The sequence below is a fragment of the Rhizobium sp. SU303 genome, assembly GCF_021052345.1.
GTDB classification, from domain to species: Bacteria; Pseudomonadota; Alphaproteobacteria; order Rhizobiales; family Rhizobiaceae; genus Rhizobium; species Rhizobium laguerreae.
Genome location: NZ_CP088099.1, coordinates 60,403 through 74,313, shown reverse-complemented (window position 1 = coordinate 74,313; position 13,911 = coordinate 60,403). Strand labels below are relative to the sequence as shown.

The window sequence follows — 13,911 nt, the reverse complement described above, 5'->3', positions numbered from 1 at the left end:
AGACCGCATTGAAAAACGAAAATAAAGTCGCGCTGGTTACAGGTATAACGGGTCAGGACGGTGCGTATTTGGCCGAACTGCTCCTGGAAAAGGGCTATATTGTTCACGGCCTCAAGCGACGCTCATCGTCGTTCAACACCAGTCGCATCGAGCATCTATACGAGGATCCCCATGTCGAAAATCCTCGCTTTATTCTGCATTACGGGGACATGACCGATTCAACGAACCTCATCCGCGTCGTTCAGGAAACGCAGCCGGACGAAATCTATAATCTCGCCGCACAGAGCCACGTTCAAGTCTCTTTCGAGACGCCGGAATATACGGCTAACGCTGATGGAACCGGGACCCTTCGGCTCCTTGAAGCAATTCGCCTCCTGGGACTGACCAAGAAGACCCGCTTCTATCAAGCGTCCACCTCAGAGCTCTACGGCAAAGTTCAGGAAGTCCCGCAGAGCGAAACGACACCTTTCTACCCTCGATCACCTTACGCTGCGGCTAAGCTCTACGCCTATTGGATTGTGGTCAATTATCGCGAGGCATATGGCATGCACGCCTCGAACGGCATTTTGTTCAATCACGAAAGCCCGATCCGCGGCGAAACATTCGTGACGCGCAAAATCACCCGGGCGGCGGCGGCGATCCATCTTGGACTGCAGGAAAGGCTCTATCTCGGCAACTTGGACGCCAAGCGCGACTGGGGACATGCACGAGAATATGTCCGTGGCATGTGGCTGATGCTGCAACAAGACGAACCGGAGGACTATGTCCTTGCGACCGGCGAAACGCACTCGGTTCGTTCCTTTGTCGACAAAGCCTTTGCCCAGGTGGGCATGCCGATTGATTGGCGTGGGAACGGGGTTGAGGAAAAGGGATACGATAAGACATCCGGCAAGTGTGTGGTGGAGATCGATCCAGCTTACTTCCGTCCGACCGAAGTTGATCTTCTGATTGGCGATCCGACGAAGGCGCACACGAAGCTTGGCTGGAAACATGAGACCAATCTTGATCAGCTGGTTGCGGAGATGGTTCGCGAGGATCTGAAACTCATGGCACGAAATGTTCCGTCGGTCGGTGTAACCAAAGGTTTTGCCTATGCCTGAGGTGATCTACAGCCTTGCCGGAAAGAGGGTCTATGTCGCCGGGCACCGCGGCATGGTGGGCTCTGCGATCGTGCGGCGTCTCGCTTCCGAGGGCTGCGAGATTTTGACGGCCACCCGCGCCGAGGTCGATCTCAGACGGCAGGAGCAGGTGGAGGCCTGGATGAGTAAGCATCGTCCCGATGCTGTCTTCCTGGCTGCTGCGAGGGTCGGCGGTATTCTCGCGAATGCTACCTATCCGGCCGACTTCCTTTACGACAACTTGATTCTCCAAGCGAACGTCATCCACGCCGCCCATAGAACTCAAGTCGAAAAACTGATGTTTCTGGGCTCGTCCTGCATCTATCCGAAATTCGCCGATCAGCCGATCGTTGAGGACTCACTTCTGACCGGATCGCTTGAGCCCACGAATGAATGGTATGCGATCGCCAAAATTGCCGGATTAAAGCTCTGCCAAGCCTATCGCAAACAGCACGGTAGAGATTTCATCTCGGCCATGCCTACCAATCTTTACGGTCCAGGCGACAATTTTGACCTCGGGTCAAGCCATGTCATGCCGGCGCTCATACGCAAGACACATGAGGCCAAGGTCAACCAGCAACAAGAGATATGTATCTGGGGTACCGGCACGCCGCGGCGCGAATTCCTGCATGTTGACGATTGCGCCGACGCCTGCGTCCATCTCATGAAGACCTATTCCGCCGAAAGTCATGTGAACGTAGGTTGTGGCGAAGACATTACCATCCTCGAATTGGCATACCTCGTCTCCGAGATCGTTGGTTTCGAAGGCAAGATCACGCGCGACCTCACCAAGCCAGATGGCACGCCACGTAAACTCCTGAGCGTCGACAAGCTTCGCACTCTCGGCTGGTCTCCTAAGATAGGTCTGAAGGAGGGTGTCGCAGATGCCTATCGCTCCTTCCTTGATGGCCATCATCTCGAACGCAGCGACAGAGCTACGTCCGGCGACTTGATCGGTCAAAGCCACATCAGTTTCGAGAAAGCGAAGGGTTCGGCGCCCCATGCGCCCACGCTCTCGACCGTCACGCATCATCCCTCGCCATAGGGAATTTGCACGAGGGATAACAGGCTTTTGTCTCGGGGGAACGCATATGCTGGGACGGCGCAAATAATGCAGCCTGTAGACATCAGGATCGCAGCGCTCATTTTCCTGATAGTCGTGTGGGTGATGATTATCGGTGCGGCAATGGATTTTTTCCCGGCCGAAATGCCGATATCGCTTGTCGCGCTATTAGGCAGATAGTCCACATCGGATGGCTCCACCGGGCCTTACCTTCGGCTGGACTTTTGGACGACAATCGTTGCAGTAAAGTCGACAGGCGAAGAGAAGAGCCGGACGGAACCCGCCTCAGTTGATTGGCGGTTCCGCATCGATGTGGCTGGGCGGCAAGCTTGGCTGACCGAGCCCGAAGAACGCGCGCGCGGTCAAGCATGCGTCATCCCCTGGGACGCAGGCGCGGCAGACGTCAGGCCGAAGATCGTACACTTGACAGGATGTCTCTGAACCGACGCGACCGACCAATGCGGAGCAGCGCGCACCGTCGCAACGCATTCCTTGCTGGTTCGCGGCTACGAATTGCGCCGGCAGCAAATCGAGAGCAGCGTCTGTTTCGGTGGAAAACCTGGGCCAGGTCGGCGAAAAGGAGCAGCAGGCTCCGCAGCCTTGGCAATCGAAATCGATCAATGATGTCATGGCCCGCTCCTACCACACAGCCCGCCAAGAGCAAAGCCTTCGCACGATTTACCGCCGCAGTTGAAGATAGGGCGGCTGGCGTTCTCCTGCAAACCAGTCGCCGCACTCGTCGACTTTCCTGACGAGGCCGGGAATGCGGCGCGGCATTTCCAACAGGAGGCGCGACCTGTCAGGTGGCCTCGAGAATCATGTTGAGGGGCGTCTGGGCCGCACGCCGGATATGAGTGAAACCGCCTGAGCGGATCACCTCGGCCAATCGCCGCTCTCCCGCTTGCGCACCGAGTGCCAGCCCTGTCTCCTGCGCAAGCGAGGTCGGAACGCAGATCATCGTCGAGGCTGAGTAGTAGAGCCGTCCAACCGGATTGATGTTCTCCTCCAGCGTATCTCCGGCCATTGGTTCGACCACCATCCAGACGCCGCCCTCTTTTAACGCCTTTCGGATATGAGCCGCAGCGGCTTTCGGGTCGCCCATGTCATGCAAGCAGTCGAAGCAGGTGATCAAGTCGAAATCCCGGCCGTCGAAGTCTTGCGCCCGGCCGACCTCGAAGTGCAGGTTCGTCAACCCGTGTGCCTGGGCGTGCGCGGACGCAGCGGCAATCGAGCCTGGATGGAAGTCGTAGCCCACAAAGCGGGAATTCGGAAACGCCTGCGCCATCAGGATCGTCGATAGCCCGTGCCCACATCCGACGTCCGCCACCTTCGCCCCCATTTTCAACCTGTCGGTGACACCGTCGAGCGCCGGCAGCCAGTCCTGCACAAGGGCATTGACATAACCTGGGCGGAATAGCCGCGCGACGGCGCAGAACATGCAGCCGGCCTGATCGCCCCAGGCAACGCCTCGGCCGGTTTTGAAGGCGGCCTGCACCTTCCGCTGGTTCTCCACCATCGCAGCAGCGGTGTCGAACGCGCCGATCAGATTGACCGGGCTGTCCGGCTCGGCAAACACGAAGGCCTGCTCCGGCGTCAGCGAGAATAATCCTCTCTCATGGTGCACATAACCTGAGGCAGCCTGTGCCGCCAGCCACTCGCGCACATAGCGAGGTGCGCATCCCGAGGCATCGGCAAGTTCGTCGGCCTTCACCGGCCCGACCTCCTTCAGCGTCCTGTACAGCCCGAGAGCATCTCCGATCCGGACCAGCGGCACGCTGACCGCTCCGCCAAGGTCGCCAAGGACGCGGCCCACGAGTTCGTTGAGCGTTGTTTCGTTGATTTCCGTCATGTGAATTCCTCCCGGTCCTCGGATGGCGTCCTGCCATCCGCGATGCCAAGGATGAAGCTTGCCGTCTCGGCGAGCATGAGGCGGTTGTCCCGCGTCTGCGAAGAAATCCCGCTCGTTCGAGGGACACATGTCCCATAGGCATCGGAGGAGGTGCCTATCCACCTGCAGAAGCGGGACTATCGGGAGAGCGCGACCACGATCGCTTGCGAGCGGCTATGCACGCCGAGTTTGCTGAATATCACCGACAGCTGGTTTCGCACGGTCTTTGCACTCTTGCCAAGCCGTTCGGCGATCGCGCGGTTATCTAGCCCCTCCGCGACAAGGTCGAGAAGGGCGGCCTCGGCGGGTGTCAGACCGGCCTCACTGACCGCGCGCGGCCGCACCGACCGATCCTGCCCGAGAAAGGCAGCAAGTTCCGTTTGAAATACATTCCAAGCGGGCTCGTCCGGCAAGAGCACATGGTTCTTGCTCTCAAGCGGCACAAAGCTCGCGCCTGGAATCGCGGCGGCGAGCTTGCAACCCTGGTCAAACGGCACGCGCATGTCACCGCGGCTGTGTGCGATCAACGTCGGGACGCGCAGCATCGCCGCAAGGTCCAGCACGTCGATCCCCTGCATCTGCCAAAGCAGTTGTGCGGCGACGTCGGCCGTTGCCGTTTGCCGCTCGAGATCGCCCCACCAGCGATGCTGTTCAGGCGTGCCGTCGGGGATAAAGAGATTGGTGAAGAACCGGCAAAACGCCGGATTATCGCGTCCCCAGCCGACGCGAACGAAATTGACAAGGGTCTCGGCTTCCAGCCGCTCCGCCTCGGTCTGAGCTCTGGCGCGGGCACCCTGACCGTAGGCGTTCAGAAGCACCAGATGCGATACTCGCTCGGGATACTTGAGGGCATATGCGATAGCAAGCGCGCCGCCCTGCGAAAGACCGAGGAGGACGAAGCGCGGCTCCTCGATCGACGCTGCCACGGCAGCTAGGTCTGCGTGCCACGCTTCGACCGAAAGGTCAAAGACATGCCGGTCCGACAGACCGCAGCCGCGCGGATCGTAGCGCACAAACCGGTTGTGGGCGGACAGCGCCTGGAGCCACGGCCGCCACACCGGGCTTTCGAGATCGTAATCGACATGGCTCAGCCAGTGCGCCGCCCGCAGGATCACCTGACCCTCTCCGCAAGACGCCATGGCAATACGGGTGCCGTCCTCGGCTGTAGCGAACCGTATGGTCTGACTGAGTTTCATCGGTCGAGAATATCGCAGCCGAAGATCGCATAACAGACCTATCTCCTAGAGGGATGATTCTCCTGGGAAGACAGTTCAGCCTGGGATGCTCGCTACGAAGCCTTTCGATCCGTTTCGCCCGCTTCGGACCATATACCCGACCGGCGACCTGAGCCCTCTCGCTAGCGCTTGAGCACGAAGCAAAGTTGCCGCGACCTCTGTTGACTGTCGCTGAGCTCACGGTCTTATGGCAAGAGCGACGAGGCCATCGTAAAGCGCGGTGGCAAGCGGGTCGACATCCGGTGCCTCCTGGTGGAGGCGGAAGGTCGTCGCAACAAGTTTACCGCGACCGAGCCGCTTTTCGATGATGAAGGCAGCGGGTTTGTGAACCCAGCCGATGACGACGCCAGCGTGCACGCGACCTTGGAATTCCCAGGGACGGAGGCCGGCCATCACCTGGTGCGGCGCGACGCCGGTGAAGGACAGGTCGAACAGCGGACCGCCCGGCACATGAGCGAAGACACCATCCCGGCGCAACCAGGAGAAGTTGCCGACCCAATCCCCGCGCCAGATCGATTTGTGACGATTGACGAGATTGTAGCCGGGAAAACTGAAGAACGGCCCCGAAACCATGCCGCCGGCACCCGGATCGATTTCGATCGACATCGGGCCATCGCGCGGCGGCGCGTCATCGCGCAGGCGGCCGGGGTCCTTGTTGACGATCTGCAGCACCCGCTGGCCGGAATGGATTGCCTCGACGCGATCGGCATCGATGTCCTTGGTGACGAAGACATCCGCCTCGTGCAGCGACACGCTGACATGGCCAAGGGCTGACAACCTCTCGGAAATCCCGTCGTCGTGCGAAGCAAAGCGAATGGGGGGCACATCGCGCTTAACGTAGACCGCGAGTGTCTCGGAATTCTGAGACAGCACGCTTCCATCAGGCGCCACGACCTGGAACCGTGCTTTTTGGATCTCGGGCACCGGCACCGCAGCTGCTGTCGCGGCGATCGGCGCAGTATGAACCTGCATCGGCGCAATAGCCGGCAGCGGTATCTCGCCTCTTTCAGCGCCAAATTCCCAGACGAGGCGACTGCCTTCGGGCAATGCTGTTCCGCCGCTCGACACCTTGACGTCGAAGCTGGCCGTCTGCCCCTCATAGACGGCGTGGCGGGCAGCACCCGGCGCGATGACGATGTCGGAATTGACGGCCGGCAGTGCTTTGGCGAAGACGCGCGGATTGCGTGCCATGTCCATCAGCCCGTTGCCTTCCCAATGGACATCGGTGAGTTCGGTGATGACATAACCTCCGATCGGCGCGTGCGTTCGGATAACCTCGATCTCGTATTTCAGGTTCATGTATTGATACCACTGCACCTGCTCGATGAACTGGCCGAGATCGCCAAACACTTTCTCAAGGGCGAGTTCGCGGAAACGGGCTTCGATGCCCTGCGGCAATGCCGTGCCATCCGCCCAGGTGGCACCATAGGCCATCCACCAGGGGTCGCGGCCATTCTTTTCGCGCAGGCGGGCAGGATCGGGTAGACCCCAGACGCCGAACTCGGAGAGGACAAGCGGTTCCTTCCTCGTCCGCACGGCTTCCTTTTCGGTTGAGAAGGTCCAGTCGGCATTGCCTGCGAATTCGCGGCAGAGCGTGTCCCATTCCTCGCGCCGATCCACCGCCGTTCGGTAGAAGTGGTAGTCGTTGATGTCGGTCTTGACGTGAACGTTCGGGAAGCAGGCGGAATTGTCGACAACGAGCCGTAGCGGGTCTTCGACACGCAGCCAGTCGACCATATCGGAAATCCATTGCCGCTGTTCGGCCGCTTCGCGCAGCCGCGTGCCCCAATCTTCATTGATCAGGGTCCAGATTACGATGGAGGGGTGATTGCCGTCACGGGCGAGAATACCTTCCATGGTCGTGCGCAGGCGCTCGGCGGAGGCCGGGGTGAAGGTCTCGATATTTGGAATTTCGCTCCAGATCAGCATGCCCAGCCGGTCGGCGACCTCGTAATAGCGCGGGTCCGGCACTTTGATATGGCAGCGCAGGCAATTCAGTCCCATTGCCTTAGCCTTGCGCAACTGGTCTTCGAGCAGGTCGAGCGAAGGCGGCGCGCCGAAACCATCGGGATAGTAATCCTGATCGAGCGCGGCGCGTAGATAAAGCGGCTTGCTGTTCAGATGGAGGAAGCCGTCCTTGGCTTCGAAGCGGCGAAAGCCGAAATTTTCCTGCCGGCTGTCGATCTCGACACCGTCGGCGCTAAGGATCGTTGTGATCGTATAGAGGTTCGGGCTGTCCGGCGACCATGGTGCGACCGCGTCGAGCTGGATCGAATGTTCGAGGGTATCTCCGGCGGCCGGAATGTTTCCGGTAAAGACGGGCATGCCCTGCGGGCCGATGATCTCGATTTTCAGCGAGCCTGCAACTATGCTCGCAAAGCGGGCTTTTAGATCGAGCCTGGCTTCCGGCCAAATCGGGTCGAGGCGAAGCGATGAGATGTGAGCGGGATCGCGGGCCTCGATGAGGACGGACTGCCAGATCCCGCCTTGCGGGCCATACCAGCTCTGCTTGCCATGCGGGATCTCCGCAAAATCGGCGCCACTCTCGTTGCGATAAGCATCCGGCAGGCAGGCCAGGACCTCGACGGTGTTCTCCGCCTTCAACAGAGCGGGTGGAATCACGAATTCGAAAGGAAGATAACCGCCGTCATGACGGCCGATCTCAGTGCCGTTGATGGAAACGGTGGCCAGATCGCTGACGGCACCGAAGCGGATGGCGATTTCCCGAGCCGACCATTCTGCGGGGAGCGCGAAGGTCCTGCGATAGGTTGCCGATCCGAAGCTGACGGAGAGATCCTCAAAACACGCCTGCCAGTGCGCCGGCACCTTTGCACGCCGCCAAGCACGATCGGTCTCGTGGCGGAACTCCCAGGTCCCATCAAGGGAAAGCGTTTCGCGGAGCGGCGTGTTCGCTGGGGCGAGCGACAGGGAATAGGCGTTCATCGGTTGTCCTTGGAAGTCGGCTTTTTCGATTGGGGTTCCGGGATACGCACGGCGCGGCGCGTATCCCGGCGGGAGACCAACCCCTCAAGAGGGGTTGGAGGAACTAGCGATTGCGACGCAGGACGCGCTCGACGCCGGCCTGCATCGCTTCAAGCGTTGCCTGCGGATCGGTGCCGGTCAGCCACATCGCGTTCAAGTCGGTGATCATCGCGTTGTAGACTGCACGTTGGTTCTGGATCTGCGGCAGTGACGTGGCATTTTTGGCAGTGTCGGCAAACTCGGCGCGATGCGGCAGGGCCTTGAACTCTTCGGAATTCAGAACCGACTGACGGGTCGACAAATGGCCGGTGCGCGACCATTGGAAGTTGTTGTCGTTCAGAAACTTGAGGAAGGCGAGAGCGGCTTTGGTCTTGTCTTCGCTGCGATCGTCATCCTTCGGGATCACCCACATATGGCTGTCGGCCCAGACGGACGGTTTGGCGTAGAGTTGCGGCACATTGGCGACGCGATAGTCCTTGAGGGCCACTTTGCCGCTCTTGGCCTGGGTATCGTAGTTGTCGACGCCCCAGGTGCCGTTGATCAGAATCCCGGTTTCGCCGTTAAGGAACGCCTGTTCGGAGCCGGGATAATCCAGCGCCGGATTGGCAAGACCTTCCGAGAATATCGATGAGATCAGCTTGGCTGCGTTCAGCCCTTCCGCTGTGTTGATGCTGGCGGTCTTGCCGTCGGCGGAGAGGACATCGACGCCCTGCTGCCAGAGAAGCGTGTCGAACAGGCGCACCATCATGCCTTCCGAACTCTGAGCTTCCGAACCGATATAGTACTTGCCGGTCGCTTCCTTGAACTTCTTGCCCTGCTCGAGCAGTTCCTCGGGCGACTTCGGCAGGATCGGCGAGCCGTCTGCGTTCACAAGGCCCGCTTTCTTCATCAAGTCCATGTTGACGTGGAAGAGCAGCGCATGAAGGTCGTATGGGAGGGCATAAATTTCATTCTTGGCGGTAGCGTTCTTCAGCGCCGCCGGTACGAAGTCGGTTGTCTGGATACCGAGATCGGCAATAGGCTTGGTCAGCGGCGTCAGGAGATCCCGGTCCGAAAAATTCGGCATAATCGAGGCATGCATGACGGCGACATCAGGGATGTTGCCGGTGGAATAAGTCGCGGTCAGCAGGTCGTAATAGGCGCCCCATTCGGCCGTCTGGGTGACGACGTTGGCGCCGATGGTGTTTTCTGCGTTGAACTTGTTGGTGAGCGCGGTGATGATGCCGCATTCGCCATTGGCCTTGGTCACGTCTGTCACCTCGCCGTATTCGCCTTGGCAATCGCCGAAGAAGCGGAAGAACGAGATGTCGACTGCTTGGGCTGCTCCTCCCCAGAGCGCGGTCATCAGTGTCGTGGCGAGCGCCAGACGTTGCAGCATTTTCGTCTTGTGCATCATATCCTCCTTGCGATGCCGTTGCGAAAAACCCGTCCCCGGCATGGCCGGTCGGGCCGGTGCCTATTTGCCGGCGCTCATGGCAACACCTGCCACGATGAAGCGCTGGAAGATCAGGAACAGAAGAACGATGGGCAGGCTGGCAAAGACCGCCGATGCCATGACAGCGCCGATGCCCTCCGAGAAAGCGAAGTTGGTCTGGATCGAGGCAAGGCCGACCGTGACCGTGTACATGTCGGCCTTGGTCGCCGAGACGAGCGGCCAGAGAAAGTCGTTCCAGGCGAAGATGAAGGTGAACAGACCGAGCGTGGTCAGTGCAGGTACGGAGAGCGGTAACATAATCTTCAGAAAGATCGTCAGCCGTGAGGCGTGATCAATGGCGGCCGCTTCCTCCAGTTCTTTCGGAACGCTGCGGAAGAACTGCATCATCAAAAACACACCGATCGGCACGGCGACGCGCGGCATGACCAGCGCGAAGTGGGTATTATGCAGTCCCCAGCCCGAGACCATCGTGTGCAGCGGAATGAACACTGCCTGCTCGGGCACCATCAGGCCGGCAATCACGAGCATGAACAGCGTCTTCTTGAAGGGGAACTCCAGGCGCGCGAACGCGTAGCCGGCCATAGACGAGACGACCAAAACCAAAATTGTCATCGTTACCGAGACGATGAGACTGTGCATCAGCCAGCGCGGCACGGTATCGAGCTTCAGGAGGCCGATATAATTATCGATGGTGAATGGGACCGGCAGGAAGCCTGCCGTGGAACGCATCAGCTCGGTATTCGGCTTCAGCGACATGGCGACGACCCAGACGACGGGCAGAAGCCAGAGGATCGCAAAGGCGATGGTTGCGCCGAGGATGAAAACGTCCGTGGCGCGGCGCAGGCCGCTTGTGCGTGCGCTTGCCATCATTCATCCCCCCTGCGGCCGAGCCAGAGCTGCAGCATTGTGAAGCCAAGCATCAGGATGAAGAGCCCGAAGGACATGGCCGTGGCGTAACCGACCTGCCAGTCGCGGAAGCTCGTCTCGTAGATGTACTGAACCAGCGTACGCGTCCGATTGGCAGGCCCGCCCTGTGTCATCAGGTGGGCCTGACCGAAAATCTGGAATTGACCGACGATCTGCAGGACCAGAACCAGGAGCACGGTGTGACGGATCGACGGCAGGGTGATGTTTTTCAGGACGCTGAACCGACCGGCATGATCGAGTTCGGCCGCTTCGTAAAGTTCCGGCGGTATCTGGCTTAGTGCCGCCAGAAACAGCGCCATGGGGAGGCCGACACCCCACCAAAGCGTCGTCAACGCAATCGACGGCATGGCGAGCGTCGGATGCCCGAGGAAATTGATGGGCTTGACGCCGATGAGATTGAAGAGCGGCACCAGCAGGCCGTTGTCCGCAGACAGCACCATCGACCAGATCAGCGTCACGACCGATACCGAAAACACGCTCGACATGAAGAACACGGAGCGCAGCACACCCTTGAGCCGCCCCTGCCCGAACACGGCAAGAGCCAGCACCAGGGCCAGTGCTGTCATGGTCGGCACGGTCATGGCGACGAAGGTCAGCGTGTTGCCCACGGTCTTCCAGAAGATCGTGTCGAACCACATGTCCTCATAGTTGAGGAGGCCGATATATTTCCGGTAGCTGCCGGCAAGCTCCCAGTCATGGAGACTGATCCACAAGCCCTTAAAGAAGGGGTAGACCAGGAACGTGGCGTAGATCACCGCGAAAGGCGCGAGGAAGATATAAGCGGCGAGTGCATCGCGCCTGCGCGCGGCGGTCAGGCTGCTGGTACTCATGCTCCACCCACTTCAGAATGCAGGGTGATCGAGACCTTGTTTGCATCGAAGACGTGGCGCGTGCCGGGGCCGATCGCGAAACGGGCGACGGAGCCGATCGAGGGCGCCGCGCCGCCGCGCAGTTCGGAGACGATGGCGGTGCCATCAGCAAGTGTCGCATAGACAAGTTGCAACGACCCGAGCTGCTCAACGACATCAACGGTTCCGCTGAGGGATCCTTCATCGGCAGGTGACAGGATTTCCGGCCTCAGGCCGATCGTCACCGTGTCGCCTTTGGAGGGACTGGCACGAACCTTGGCAGTAAGGCGGGCGTCTCCCGCACAGGCGAGTTCGACCGTTTCGCCGTCGACGGCTGTGACTGTTGCCGGGAGCAGATTGATGCGCGGCGCACCGAGGAAACCAGCCACGAAGGCATTGGCAGGGCACTCGTAAAGCTCGATCGGCGCGCCGACCTGTTCGATCTGCCCGTCCCTGAGGACCACGATACGGTCTGCCATGGTCATGGCTTCCGTCTGATCGTGAGTCACGTAGATCATGGTTGCGGCGAGGCGGTGGTGGAGCTTAGCGATCTCGGTGCGCATCGAGACGCGAAGAGCGGCATCGAGATTGGAGAGCGGCTCGTCAAATAGAAAGACATCCGGTTCGCGCATGATGGCGCGGCCGATCGCAACACGCTGACGCTGGCCGCCGGAAAGCGCCTTCGGCTTGCGGTCGAGATAAGGCTCAAGCTGGAGAATGGCGGCGGCCTTATCGATGCGTAAGGCGATTTCGGCCTTCGGCGTACCGATATTGCGCAGGCCGAAGGCCATGTTGTCGCGAGCTGTCATATGGGGGTACAGCGCGTAGTTCTGGAAGACCATCGCCACCCCGCGATCGCGGGCGGCCATGTCATTGACCCGGTTGCCGCCGAGCAGGACGTCGCCGCCGGTGATGGTTTCGAAACCGGCGATCATGCGCAGAAGCGTCGATTTCCCGCAGCCGGAAGGTCCGACGAAAACCAGGAACTCGCCGTCGTTGATCGAAAGCGAAATGTCACGGATGACATTCACCGCGCCATAGCTTTTGGACACCCCAGCGAGCGTTACTCCTGCCATGCACTCCTCCCAGAGCGATTAGTTATAAATCACTGGTTATAACTAAAATTATTATCAAGCAAGCCCTCTCCGCTTTTGCGTTCGTAAAACTTCGTGCTAAGCGGTTAGTCAGTCTTGTAAGGGGTTCGCGTGATCAAAAAGCCGACGATGTCCGACATCGCTGCCGCCTGCGGCGTCTCGCAGGCGACCGTGTCGCTTGTGCTCAACAACGCTCCGGGAACGCGCATATCGCCGGCAACGCGTGAGGCTGTTCTAAGTGCGGCGGCCAGGATGGGTTACAGGACGCAGGCTCGGCGCATCGATCGGCGTCCGCTGATTGCCATGCTCATCAACGAGGTGACAAGTTCGCCTCATGTCGCCGGCTTGATCGACGGAGCCGGAGAAGCGGCAAACGAGCTGGGCTATCTGCTCTCGGTGATGCCGACGGACGCAGACGAGGAGGCAGAGCAGGCAGCTCTCAGCCATCTCGCGACGCTGCCCGCTGCGGGCGTCATCTATGCGCGGCTGATCACGCAGCAAGTGACGCTTGCTCCGCAGCTCGCGGAATGGCCGACCGTACTTTTGAACTGCTACACGGTCGACAAACCCTTTCCGAGCGTGGTGCCCGGAGACCTGTCGGCTGTCATGAAGGCAACGCTGTCGCTGATCGATGCCGGCCATACGCGCATTGCTTATATCGGTGGCGAGGACGCGATCGAAGCTTCTCGCGAGCGCATCAAGGGTTATCGCCGAGCTTTGACGATGCGCGACATTCCTGTCGACAACCATCTCATCATCAAGGGACGCTGGACGATTCAGGGAGGTTATGCAGCCTTCAAGCGCCTGCAAGCGCTCGATGACCGACCGACGGCAATATGCTGTTTCTGCGACCGCATTGCCATGGGTGTCTATGAAGCCGCGAAGGAAGCCGGCCTCTCTATCCCGCGCGACCTTTCGGTGATCGGTTTCGACAATGAATCCTATTCCGGCGATATGCTGCCGCCGCTCACGACGATGCAACTGCCCCATGCCGACATGGCGCGCTATGCCGTCGAGAAGCTTGCCGAGATGATCGCCGCGCCGCGGATGCGGCATGACAATCATAAGGTCAAGCTGGAGTGCGAAATGATCGTGCGCCAGTCGGTCGCGCCAATAGACGCCGTATAGGCCGGATGCCAGGATGGATTCCCCATTTGTCCACATGCGCTTCCTCGGATGACCGGCTCAAGGCGAAACGCTGTTGAAGAGCAGACCTGACCTTCAACTGACAGATTGACAGCCATGCGCACGGCCGTGGCCACATCGAGGCTGCGGCAGTTCGATGCCGGAGCCGGCCGGCTGAGCTACTGCAGCATCATCA

At 60.0% G+C, this 13,911-nt stretch carries 11 protein-coding genes; 3 read left to right on the top strand and 8 right to left on the bottom strand.

Features of this window, described 5'->3' with window-relative positions:
• The first annotated feature begins 8 nt into the window (after window positions 1-8).
• On the top strand, window positions 9-1,100 hold the full coding sequence (gmd, locus tag RlegSU303_RS33400; RefSeq protein WP_017957549.1) for a GDP-mannose 4,6-dehydratase: 1,092 nt from the start codon (window positions 9-11) through the stop codon (window positions 1,098-1,100).
• Complete coding sequence (gene fcl, locus RlegSU303_RS33395) at window positions 1,093-2,163, top strand: GDP-L-fucose synthase (RefSeq protein ID WP_131719410.1); 1,071 nt, start codon at window positions 1,093-1,095, stop codon at window positions 2,161-2,163. Before gmd ends, fcl begins: the two co-directional genes overlap by 8 nt.
• Before the next feature lie 303 nt (window positions 2,164-2,466).
• Here fcl and RlegSU303_RS33390 read toward each other — a convergent pair whose 3' ends face one another.
• The 8 genes from RlegSU303_RS33390 to RlegSU303_RS33355 all read right to left on the bottom strand — a co-directional run bounded on the left by RlegSU303_RS33390 (window position 2,467) and on the right by RlegSU303_RS33355 (window position 12,572).
• Window positions 2,467-2,811: a YkgJ family cysteine cluster protein gene (locus RlegSU303_RS33390; protein WP_027667015.1), complete on the bottom strand. Its 345-nt coding sequence runs from the start codon at window positions 2,809-2,811 to the stop codon at window positions 2,467-2,469.
• Window positions 2,812-2,980: 169 nt separating this feature from the next.
• Window positions 2,981-4,030, bottom strand: a complete 1,050-nt coding sequence (locus RlegSU303_RS33385) for a class I SAM-dependent methyltransferase (protein ID WP_131643561.1) — start codon at window positions 4,028-4,030, stop codon at window positions 2,981-2,983.
• Window positions 4,031-4,206: 176 nt separating this feature from the next.
• Window positions 4,207-5,265, bottom strand: coding sequence for an alpha/beta fold hydrolase (locus tag RlegSU303_RS33380; RefSeq protein ID WP_026158332.1), 1,059 nt, complete (start codon window positions 5,263-5,265; stop codon window positions 4,207-4,209).
• A gap of 216 nt (window positions 5,266-5,481) precedes the next feature.
• Complete coding sequence (locus RlegSU303_RS33375; protein ID WP_131719411.1) at window positions 5,482-8,247, bottom strand: glycoside hydrolase family 2 protein; 2,766 nt, start codon at window positions 8,245-8,247, stop codon at window positions 5,482-5,484.
• Window positions 8,248-8,350: 103 nt separating this feature from the next.
• The gene (locus tag RlegSU303_RS33370) at window positions 8,351-9,679 is read right to left on the bottom strand and encodes an extracellular solute-binding protein (RefSeq protein ID WP_131709895.1); all 1,329 of its coding nucleotides are present in this window, start codon (window positions 9,677-9,679) and stop codon (window positions 8,351-8,353) included.
• A 63-nt stretch (window positions 9,680-9,742) separates the two neighbouring features.
• Window positions 9,743-10,591, bottom strand: a complete 849-nt coding sequence (locus RlegSU303_RS33365; RefSeq protein ID WP_131709894.1) for a carbohydrate ABC transporter permease — start codon at window positions 10,589-10,591, stop codon at window positions 9,743-9,745.
• Window positions 10,588-11,478, bottom strand: coding sequence for a carbohydrate ABC transporter permease (locus RlegSU303_RS33360; RefSeq protein ID WP_131709893.1), 891 nt, complete (start codon window positions 11,476-11,478; stop codon window positions 10,588-10,590). Before RlegSU303_RS33360 ends, RlegSU303_RS33365 begins: the two co-directional genes overlap by 4 nt.
• Window positions 11,475-12,572, bottom strand: coding sequence for an ABC transporter ATP-binding protein (locus RlegSU303_RS33355; RefSeq protein ID WP_131709892.1), 1,098 nt, complete (start codon window positions 12,570-12,572; stop codon window positions 11,475-11,477). Before RlegSU303_RS33355 ends, RlegSU303_RS33360 begins: the two co-directional genes overlap by 4 nt.
• 129 nt (window positions 12,573-12,701) lie before the next feature.
• Here RlegSU303_RS33355 and RlegSU303_RS33350 point away from each other — a divergent pair, with 129 nt between their 5' ends.
• Window positions 12,702-13,718 (top strand): LacI family DNA-binding transcriptional regulator, encoded by a 1,017-nt coding sequence (locus tag RlegSU303_RS33350; RefSeq protein WP_131719412.1) that lies wholly within the window; start codon window positions 12,702-12,704, stop codon window positions 13,716-13,718.
• Window positions 13,719-13,911 lie beyond the last annotated feature (193 nt).

Coding starts and splice junctions, on each gene's coding strand:
- fcl (WP_131719410.1), top strand. CDS start 1,093: ATGCCTGAGGTGATCTACAGCCTTGCCGGAAAGAGGGTCTATGTCGCC.
- RlegSU303_RS33390 (WP_027667015.1), bottom strand. CDS start 2,811: ATGACATCATTGATCGATTTCGATTGCCAAGGCTGCGGAGCCTGCTGC.
- RlegSU303_RS33385 (WP_131643561.1), bottom strand. CDS start 4,030: ATGACGGAAATCAACGAAACAACGCTCAACGAACTCGTGGGCCGCGTC.
- RlegSU303_RS33380 (WP_026158332.1), bottom strand. CDS start 5,265: ATGAAACTCAGTCAGACCATACGGTTCGCTACAGCCGAGGACGGCACC.
- RlegSU303_RS33375 (WP_131719411.1), bottom strand. CDS start 8,247: ATGAACGCCTATTCCCTGTCGCTCGCCCCAGCGAACACGCCGCTCCGC.
- RlegSU303_RS33370 (WP_131709895.1), bottom strand. CDS start 9,679: ATGCACAAGACGAAAATGCTGCAACGTCTGGCGCTCGCCACGACACTG.
- RlegSU303_RS33365 (WP_131709894.1), bottom strand. CDS start 10,591: ATGATGGCAAGCGCACGCACAAGCGGCCTGCGCCGCGCCACGGACGTT.
- RlegSU303_RS33360 (WP_131709893.1), bottom strand. CDS start 11,478: ATGAGTACCAGCAGCCTGACCGCCGCGCGCAGGCGCGATGCACTCGCC.
- RlegSU303_RS33355 (WP_131709892.1), bottom strand. CDS start 12,572: ATGGCAGGAGTAACGCTCGCTGGGGTGTCCAAAAGCTATGGCGCGGTG.